Origin of the sequence: Streptomyces avidinii (assembly GCF_014650695.1) — a bacterium.
Lineage (GTDB): Bacteria > Actinomycetota > Actinomycetes > Streptomycetales > Streptomycetaceae > Streptomyces > Streptomyces avidinii.
Map to the genome: position 1 here is coordinate 88,517 of NZ_BMVL01000004.1, position 8,325 is coordinate 96,841.

Here is an 8,325-nt window from a genome sequence, read left to right on the forward strand (position 1 = left end):
GGCATCAGGCGGCGGGCTTGGGGCGGGTGGTGCCCGGGAGGCAGTTCACCGCCTGGTTGAAGGTCTTGAAGAGGCCGCCGGGATTCTTCTTCCAGAGCCACATGTGCAGGGCGTAGTGCACCGGCTGACCGGGGAAGTTGCCGGGCCGGGGGCCCTGGAAAGCGGTGCCGAACATCGTGGGGCGGTCGTCGTCCGTCGTCACCTTCTGGTCGCGGTCGTAGACCAGCCACTGGACCGCGACGAGTCGCTTGCCGCCGCGTCCGTCGTCCTCGTAGAACAGCGCGGCGGGCTTCGCCGGGTCGACGGAGTTGTCGTACTTGTGATTGAAGTGCGGGTAACCGAGCGCGCCGGTGCCCGCCTTGTCGACGACGCAGTACTGGTCGGGCTTGTAGCCCGCCGCCACCGCGTTGGCGTGCACCTGGAACCTGGCGGTCGCCGCGTACACGAGGGCCCGGTCGCCCAGGGCCCGGCCGGGGCCGGGGTCCGCCGCGGCGGGCGGGGCGCAGGGAGCGGCGAGGGCCGCCAGGGCGAGCGAGGCGGCTGCGGTGAGGGCCGGGGCGAGACGGCGGGCCATGCGCGGGCTCCTTGTGACGGGCTGGCGGGGGGCACCTGCAGCCCTTCCCCGGGCCGCCGCGCCCGCCACACACTCGGCCCGGACGGACGACCGCCGATCGGCTGACGGCCGACCGGACCCCTCCCGGCCACCGCCGCGGCCGGCTCACTCGAACGGGAAGGCCGCCGTTTCGCGAGGCATCCGTACGGGGAACCGGTGATGTCCCCAGAAGGCGAGTGCGACGGAGGGTACGGACCATGGCGCAGCAGGATGCGGCACCGAACGGCGGCGGAGAGCTGCACGAGATCGTCTCGGCCGTGTCCAGGGGCGCGCCGGAGTACCGGCAGTGCCCCCACCCCCTCTACGCCGCCCTGCGCGAGCAGGCACCGGTGTGCAGGCTGACCCCTCCCCACGGGATCGACACGTACCTCATCACCCGTCACGACGACGCCCGCGACGCACTGTCGGACCCCCGGTTCAGCAAGAACATGCACGGCGCCATCGACACCTACCACGCCGTGTACGGCAGCTTCTTCGACGCGCTCGACGACAACGTGCTCTTCTCGGACCCGCCCCGGCACACGCGGCTGCGGCGCATCCTGCGAAGCGCCTTCACCCCCCGGCGGGTGGAGCAGATGCGCCCGCGGATCACCGCGATCGCGGAGCAGATCCTTCGCGAATGCCGCACGGCGGGCACGGTCGACCTGATGGCCTCCTTCGCCTTCCCTCTGCCCGTCGCGGTCCTGTGCGAACTGATGGGCATCCCGCAGGAGGACCGCCCGGAGATCCTGGAGCAGTTCGCGGTGGTGACCCGCTCCCGGTTCGATCCCAGCAGGAGGGCGGAGCTGAAGGCCGCCGAGGAGCGCCTGCAGCACCGGTTGGAGCGGCTCATCTCGGACACCCGCGACCACCCGTCGGACTCCTTCCTCAGCGACCTGCTCCAGGCGGAGGAACGGCTGGAGGACCCCGAACTGGTCGCGTCGCTGTGGGTCCTGTTCTTCGCCGGCCACAAGACCACCGCCTACCAGATCGGGAACTCCGTCCTCAACCTGCTGCTGCGCCCCGACCAGGCGGCGATGCTCCGCAAGGACCCCGCGCTCGTCCCGCGCGCGGTCGAGGAAATGCTGCGCTTCGAGGGATCGGTGGAGACCTCGACCTTCCGGTACGCGGCGCAGGACGCCGAGATCCGGGGCACGCTCATCCCCGAGGGCTCCCTCGTGCAGATCGCGATCTCCTCGGCCAACCGGGACCCCGAGAAGTTCGACCGGCCCGACGAGCTGGACGTGACGCGCGAAGGCCTCCAGGGGACGCACCTGGGCTTCGGGCACGGGACCCACTACTGCCTGGGGGCGCCCCTGGCGCGGCTCGAACTCGAGATCGCGCTCGGCTGCCTCCTGAGGGAGTTCCCGGACATGGAACTCGCCGACGCGCAGGAGACCGGGAGGGCGTGGCTCAAGGGGCCGGTGCCGGCGTTCCGCGGCCTCGAACACCTCCGGATCGTCCTGGAGCCCGCGCGCCCCGACGGAGACCCGGGCGAGGCGTCCCTGGCCTCCGTGGCCTCAGGAAAGTAACCCGGAAAGCAACCCAGACCCGATGGGCGGTGGATTGGCATGACGGATTCCGTGAGTACCTCCCCGGTACGCCTCCTGGGAACACCGGCGGACGAACTGCGCATTGCTGCGGTGGGCACCAGCGAGGTCATCCGGGTCGCGCACGGCTCCTCCGTGCCCGGCGCGCAGGACGTGGCCGGCGCGGTCCATTCGAAGATCGACATGCATCATCACTTCTGCGCGCCGCAATGGCGCGACTGGGCGGCGCACCACGGACTGATCAAGCCGGAACGGCTGCCCCCGTGGACCCGGCTCGACACCGGGGAGGCGATCCGCTTCATGGACGACGCGGGCATCACCACCGCCGTCCTCAAGCCGATGCTGCCCGCGCGCTACCGTTCGTCGGCGCAGCTGCGGGAAGCCATCAACATCACGCTGCAGTCGATGATCGAGGTCGCCCAGTCGCACCCGGGACGGTTCTCGTACTACGTGCCGCTGTTCCTGGACGACCCCGAGGCGTCGTCCTGGGCGGTGCGCCGCGGGCTCGGGCAGCTCGGCGCCGTCGGCGTGAACGTGACGGCCAACTACGGGGGCGTCTACCTCGGCGATCCCGCCTACGACCGGCTGTTCCACGAGCTGAACGACTACTCCGCCGTGGTGGACACCCACCCGCACAACCTTCCGGACGGCCCGCCCGCAGGGCCGGGCGCGGCCGGTGGCCCCGGTGCGTCGACGGTTCCGGGCATCCCGAACTTCATGTGCGACTTCCTGCTGGACACCACGCGGGCCGCCGTGAACATGATCAGCAGGCGGACGCTGGACCGCTTCCCGGACCTCTCCGTCGTCCTGCCCCACGCCGGCGGCTTCCTGCCGTACATCGCGACGCGTCTGCAGGCCCTCGGGCGGTTCTGCGAACCGAGCGTCGAACCCGCCGCCGTCCGCGACCACCTGAGCCGCTTCTACTACGACACGGCAGGTCCCATGGCGCCCGCCGCGACCCTGCTGGAGCACGTGCCGGCCGACCACATCCTCTTCGGCACCGACTGGCCGGCCGCTCCCGCCGACACGGTCACGGACCTGGCGCTCCCCGCCCTCGAAGCGGACCCGGCCTTCACTCCGGAGCAGCTGCAGGGGATCTACCACGACAACGCGAGGCGCCTGATCCCGCAGTTGGCGACCACCTGACACGGGCGGGGCGCGGGCGGGGGCGCGGTCCACGTGCGGACCGCGCCCCCGTCGCCGTAGCGGCGCCGATCAGGCGAGCTTGGCGCTCAGCGTGATCGTCGTACCGGTCAGCGCCTGGCTGACCGGGCAGTTCTTCTTGGCGTCCTCGGCGGCGGCGACGAAGCCGTCGTTGTCCAGACCCGGGACCTCGCCCTCCACCGTGAGGTGGATGCCGGTGATGCCCTCACCGGGCTGGAAGGTGACGTCGGCCTTGGTCTCCAGGCGGGTGGGCGGGTTGCCCGCGCCGGCAAGGCCGTGGGACAGGGCCATCGAGAAGCAGCTGGAGTGGGCGGCGGCGATCAGCTCCTCCGGGCTGGTCTTGCCGTTCGCGGCCTCGGTGCGGGCGGGCCAGGAGACGTCGTACGAGCCGAGGCCCGAGGAGTCGAGGGTGACGACGCCCTTGCCCTTGAGCAGGTCGCCTTCCCAGACGGTGTGCGCGTGACGCGTGGTGGCCATGGTGATCCCTTCGAAGATGTGGGAAACGGCCGGGCTCCCGAGAGGGCCCGGCGTCCCCAAACCTACTGGGAGACCAGGGGCTTCGCGTCGCGTGCCAGCGCGGTGAGCCGCGATATGGCGCGGAAGTACTTCTTGCGATAGCCGCCGTTCAGCATTTCCTCACTGAACAGCTTGTCGAAGGGGACCCCTGAGGCCAGGACCGGGACCTCGCGGTCGTACAGCCGGTCGGCCAGCACCACCAGCCGCAGCGCCGTCGACTGGTCCGGCACCGGGCCGACGCCGGTCAGGCAGACGGCCGTGAGGCCGTCGGTCAGTGCGCCGTAGCGGCTCGGGTGGACCCTGGCCAGGTGTTCGAGCAGCCCGGGGAAGTCGTCCAGGCTCGCGCCCTCGGTCGCGTACGCGGCCTTGGTGACCTGCTCGTCGGAGAACGGAGCCGGGGCCTGGGGCAAACCTCGGTGGCGGTAGTCCTGGCCGTCGATGCGCAGCGGCCGGAAGTGCGCCGACAGTCCCTGGATCTCGCGCAGGAAGTCGGCGGCGGCGAAGCGGCCCTCGCCGAGCTTGCCGGGCAGCGTGTTGGAGGTGGCGGCGAGCGCCACGCCCTGCTCGACGAGGCGGCTGAGCAGCGAGGACACCAGGACGGTGTCGCCCGGGTCGTCCAGCTCGAACTCGTCGATGCACAGCAACCGGTGCCCGCCGAGGGTCTGCACGGTCTGCTGGAAGCCGAGCGCGCCGACCAGGTTGGTCAGCTCCACGAAGGTGCCGAAGGCCTTGAGCGCGGGCTCGGCGGGGGTGGCGTGCCACAGGGAGGCGAGCAGGTGGGTCTTGCCGACGCCGTAGCCGCCGTCGAGGTAGACCCCGCGCGGGCCGGCCGGGGCGGCCGGCTTCTTCGAGAACCAGCGCTTCCTGCCGGAGCCACTGGCGTGCGCACCGCCCAGACCGGCGGCGAAGCCGCTCAGGACGGTGACGGCCTCGGACTGGCTCGGCTGGGTCGGGTCCGGGTTGTAGGTGTCGAAGCGCACCGAGTCGAACCGCGGCGGCGGCACCATCTCGGCCACCAGTCGCTCGGCGGGCACCCGGGGCTCGCGCGCGCACAGGGCCTGGGGGCCCGCGTCGGCTATATGAGGCCGGCCGGAGGTGTAACCGGAGGTGGAGAGAGATGTTGACACAGCTCTTAACTCTACGGGGCGTGGCACACTGCACCGATGCGACGCCTGTTCCCTGTGACCGATCAGACATCAGCCTCGCCCCGGGATCCGGCCGACCGGGAGTGGTCGCTCGACGAGCTGGCGGAGGCGTACGCGTACCCGGAGCTCGCGGCGGACGGCCACTGGCTCCGGGCGAACATGGTCTCCACCCTGGACGGGGCGGCCCAGCACGACGGACGCTCTCAGCCCATCTCCGGCGAGACCGACATGCGGATCTTCGGCACCCTGCGGGCGCTGGCCGATGTGGTGGTCGTCGGCGCGGAAACGGTTCGCCAGGAGGGCTACCGCCCCGCCCGTGCCCGGGAGGCCTTCGCCGCCCGCCGGGCCGCCTCCGGGCAGGGCCCGGCGCCCGCCATCGCGGTGGTCACCGCGAGCCTGGACCTGGACTTCTCGCTGCCCCTGTTCACCTCCCCGCTGGTGCCGACCCTGGTGGTCACCGGAGCCGCCGCGCCCGCCGCCCGGGTGGCCGAGGCGGTCGGGGCCGGCGCCGAGGTCGTGGTGGCCGGTGAGGGCGCGGGCGTGGACACCGCCCGGGCGGTCCGGGAGCTCGCCGCGCGCGGGCTGCGCCGCCAGCTCACCGAGGGCGGGCCCCGGCTGCTGGGCCAGTTCGTGGCCGCCGACGCGCTGGACGAGCTGTGCCTGACGATCTCCCCGATGCTCGCGGCGGGCGGGGCCCAGCGGATCGCCGGCGGCCCTTCCGTCACGGTTCCGCACCGGCTCGCGCCCGCGTGCGTACTGGAAGAGGCCGGGTTCCTCTTCACGAGCTACCGTCGGATCTGACAAGGCCCGGAATTTGTCGTTCCGCTTTGCTTCCGCTGGGCACATAACTGGGCAGGTATGTCTGCGCAGGGCCCCGTGCGACAGCGGGGCAGGATGGTTTCCGCAGGGGTCGGCCGGCCGGCCTCGGCCCATGAAGGAGAGGGCGTCCGTGTTCACGAGCGTATTGATGATCGAGCAGCCGCTGACGGCGGTGGACGTGGACTTCGTCACCACCCTGCACGGGGACGACGCGGTCTCCTTCATCGTCCTCATGCAACCACGGGGCGACCAGGACCGACTGCTGCGCGCCATCGACGACGTAGCGCTCGGTGAGCTCCCCGAGGCCATCCACGAGGGTGACGAACCCGAGGGCGACGACGCCCTCGGCCCCGCCGCGCAGGCCCTCGCGCACTCCCTGAACGCGCTGCGCGCCAAGGGCGCCAAAGCCGTCGGGCAGATCATCGAGGACCACCCGCTCGACAAACTGAAGAGCGTCGTCGACGAGCACGGCGCCGACGAGGTGATCGTCCTGACCGCCCCGCACTTCGTGGAGGAGTTCTTCCACCGGGACTGGGCCTCCCGCGCCCGCCACAAGGTCGGCGTTCCCGTGCTCAAGCTCTTCGCCCACAACGAATAGGCTGGGGCCAGTCAGAGCCTCACGCGCACCCGCACGACACGATCCTGGAGCGACCTGAATGAAGCCCGGCCTGCCGACCGCGATGGAACGGCCCCACTTCATCGGTATCGGCGGCGCCGGCATGTCCGGCATCGCGAAGATCCTGGCCCAGCGGGGAGCGCAGGTCGCGGGCAGCGACACCCGCGGCGACTCCGAGACCGCCGAGGCGCTGCGCGCCCACGGCGCCACCGTCCACGGCGGTCACGCGGCCGGGAACCTCGCCGCGGACTCCACCTGCGTGGTCGTCTCCAGCGCCATCCGCGCCGACAACCCCGAGCTGGCCCGTGCCGCCGAGCTCGGCATCCCCGTCGTGCACCGCTCCGATGCCCTCGCCGCCCTGATGGACGGGCTGCGTCCGATCGCCGTCGCCGGCACGCACGGCAAGACGACCACCACCTCGATGCTGGCGGTGTCCCTCTCGGCCCTGGGCCTGGACCCCTCCTACGCCATCGGCGGCGACCTGGACGCCCCCGGCTCCAACGCCCACCACGGCGAGGGCGACATCTTCGTCGCCGAGGCGGACGAGAGCGACCGCACCTTCCACAAGTACACCCCGCAGGTCGCGATCATCCTCAACGCGGAGCTCGACCACCACGCGAACTACGCCTCCATCGAGGAGATCTACGAGTCCTTCGAGACCTTCGTCGGCAAGGTCGTGCCGGGCGGCACCCTCGTCGTCGCCCACGGCCAGGAGGGCGCGGCCGAGATCGCCCGCCGGGTCGCCGGCAAGGAGGGCCTCACCGTCGTCACGTACGGCGAGGAGGAGGGCGCCGACGTCCGCATCACCAAGATCACCCCGCGCGGTCTGACCAGCGAGGTCACCGTGATCCTGGACGGCCGGATGCTCACCTTCACCGTCTCGGTCCCCGGCCGCCACTACGCGCACAACGCCGTGGCGGCCCTCGCCGCGGGCGTGGCCCTCGGCATCCCGGCCCACAACCTGGCGAGCGCCCTCGGCAAGTACACCGGCGTCAAGCGCCGCCTCCAGCTCAAGGGCGAGGCCGCCGGGGTCCAGGTCGTCGACTCCTACGCGCACCACCCCACCGAGATGACCGCCGACCTGGAGGCCATCCGCGGAGCCGCCGGGGACGCCCGGATCCTGGTCGTCTTCCAGCCGCACCTCTTCTCCCGCACCCAGGAGCTGGGCAAGGAGATGGGCCAGTCGCTGGCGCTCGCCGACGCCTCCCTGGTCCTGGACATCTACCCGGCCCGCGAGGACCCGATCCCCGGCGTCACCAGCGAGCTCATCATCGCGGCCGCCCGGTCGGCGGGCGCCGACGTCACCCCCGAGCACGACAAGGCGGCCGTCGCCGACGCCATCGCGGGAATGGCCAAGCCCGGTGATCTCGTTCTCACCATGGGCGCGGGAGACGTCACGGACCTCGGTCCGGCCATCCTCGCCCGGCTGTCGAGCTGAAGGCCACAGGGAGCGGGAGAGTCATGTCGTACGAGGTCGAGAAGACGGACGAGCAGTGGCAGGCGGAGCTGACCCCGTCCGAGTACCAGGTACTGCGCCTGGCGGGCACCGAGCCGGCCTTCCGCGGTGAGTACACGGACACCAAGACGGAGGGCGTCTACTCCTGCCGCGGCTGCGGGTCCGAGCTGTTCCGCTCGTCGGAGAAGTTCGAGTCGCACTGCGGTTGGCCGTCCTTCTTCGACCCGAAGGACACCGACGCGGTCGAACTGATCGCGGACACCTCGCACGGCATGGTCCGCACGGAGGTCCGCTGCGCGAAGTGCGGGTCCCACCTCGGCCACGTGTTCGAGGGTGAGGGCTACCCGACCCCGACGGACCAGCGGTACTGCATCAACAGCATCTCCCTGCGCCTGACCCCGACGGAGGGCTGACGCCGCGGCCCGCGGCCGTTGCCCCGGGAACGCACGACAGGACGGCCGCCACCG

Annotated in this window: 9 protein-coding genes; 6 read left to right on the forward strand and 3 right to left on the reverse strand. The window is 71.7% G+C overall.

From position 1 onward, the window contains the following. Positions 1–4: 4 nt before the first annotated feature. Entirely contained in the window at positions 5–574 is a 570-nt protein-coding gene (locus IE257_RS11505) for a hypothetical protein (protein WP_189967507.1), read from the reverse strand. 236 nt (positions 575–810) lie between these two features. Here IE257_RS11505 and IE257_RS11510 point away from each other — a divergent pair, with 236 nt between their 5' ends. Further along, a complete protein-coding gene (locus IE257_RS11510; RefSeq protein WP_189967509.1) occupies positions 811–2,124 on the forward strand; it encodes a cytochrome P450 family protein in 1,314 nt (437 codons plus the stop codon). Positions 2,125–2,175: 51 nt separating this feature from the next. After that, positions 2,176–3,288 (forward strand): amidohydrolase family protein, encoded by a 1,113-nt coding sequence (locus IE257_RS11515; RefSeq protein WP_229920282.1) that lies wholly within the window; start codon positions 2,176–2,178, stop codon positions 3,286–3,288. Between the two features lie 69 nt (positions 3,289–3,357). On the opposite strand, the gene IE257_RS11520 is transcribed toward IE257_RS11515, so the two are convergent. Both IE257_RS11520 and zapE read right to left on the reverse strand, forming a co-directional pair. After that, positions 3,358–3,783: an OsmC family protein gene (locus IE257_RS11520; protein WP_189967510.1), complete on the reverse strand. Its 426-nt coding sequence runs from the start codon at positions 3,781–3,783 to the stop codon at positions 3,358–3,360. Between the two features lie 62 nt (positions 3,784–3,845). Beyond that, complete coding sequence (gene zapE, locus IE257_RS11525; protein ID WP_372453179.1) at positions 3,846–4,901, reverse strand: cell division protein ZapE; 1,056 nt, start codon at positions 4,899–4,901, stop codon at positions 3,846–3,848. 84 nt (positions 4,902–4,985) lie between these two features. On the opposite strand from zapE, the gene IE257_RS11530 reads away from it, so the two are divergent. From IE257_RS11530 to msrB, 4 genes are all read left to right on the forward strand, one after another. Next, positions 4,986–5,768 carry a pyrimidine reductase family protein gene (locus tag IE257_RS11530; protein ID WP_189967514.1) on the forward strand — a complete coding sequence of 261 codons (783 nt, stop codon included), beginning with the start codon at positions 4,986–4,988 and terminating at the stop codon, positions 5,766–5,768. 148 nt (positions 5,769–5,916) lie between these two features. Further along, complete coding sequence (locus IE257_RS11535; protein ID WP_189967516.1) at positions 5,917–6,384, forward strand: indole-3-glycerol phosphate synthase; 468 nt, start codon at positions 5,917–5,919, stop codon at positions 6,382–6,384. Between the two features lie 58 nt (positions 6,385–6,442). Further along, positions 6,443–7,840 carry a UDP-N-acetylmuramate--L-alanine ligase gene (murC, locus tag IE257_RS11540; protein ID WP_189967518.1) on the forward strand — a complete coding sequence of 466 codons (1,398 nt, stop codon included), beginning with the start codon at positions 6,443–6,445 and terminating at the stop codon, positions 7,838–7,840. Between the two features lie 23 nt (positions 7,841–7,863). Then, on the forward strand, positions 7,864–8,271 hold the full coding sequence (msrB, locus tag IE257_RS11545) for a peptide-methionine (R)-S-oxide reductase MsrB (protein ID WP_079406460.1): 408 nt from the start codon (positions 7,864–7,866) through the stop codon (positions 8,269–8,271). Positions 8,272–8,325: the final 54 nt, after the last annotated feature.

What these genes read in the sequence shown, in the direction of transcription:
- msrB (WP_079406460.1), top strand. Translation starts at nt 7,864, where the DNA reads ATGTCGTACGAGGTCGAGAAGACGGACGAGCAGTGGCAGGCGGAGCTG.
- IE257_RS11520 (WP_189967510.1), bottom strand. Translation starts at nt 3,783, where the DNA reads ATGGCCACCACGCGTCACGCGCACACCGTCTGGGAAGGCGACCTGCTC.
- IE257_RS11505 (WP_189967507.1), bottom strand. Translation starts at nt 574, where the DNA reads ATGGCCCGCCGTCTCGCCCCGGCCCTCACCGCAGCCGCCTCGCTCGCC.
- IE257_RS11530 (WP_189967514.1), top strand. Translation starts at nt 4,986, where the DNA reads ATGCGACGCCTGTTCCCTGTGACCGATCAGACATCAGCCTCGCCCCGG.
- murC (WP_189967518.1), top strand. Translation starts at nt 6,443, where the DNA reads ATGAAGCCCGGCCTGCCGACCGCGATGGAACGGCCCCACTTCATCGGT.
- IE257_RS11510 (WP_189967509.1), top strand. Translation starts at nt 811, where the DNA reads ATGGCGCAGCAGGATGCGGCACCGAACGGCGGCGGAGAGCTGCACGAG.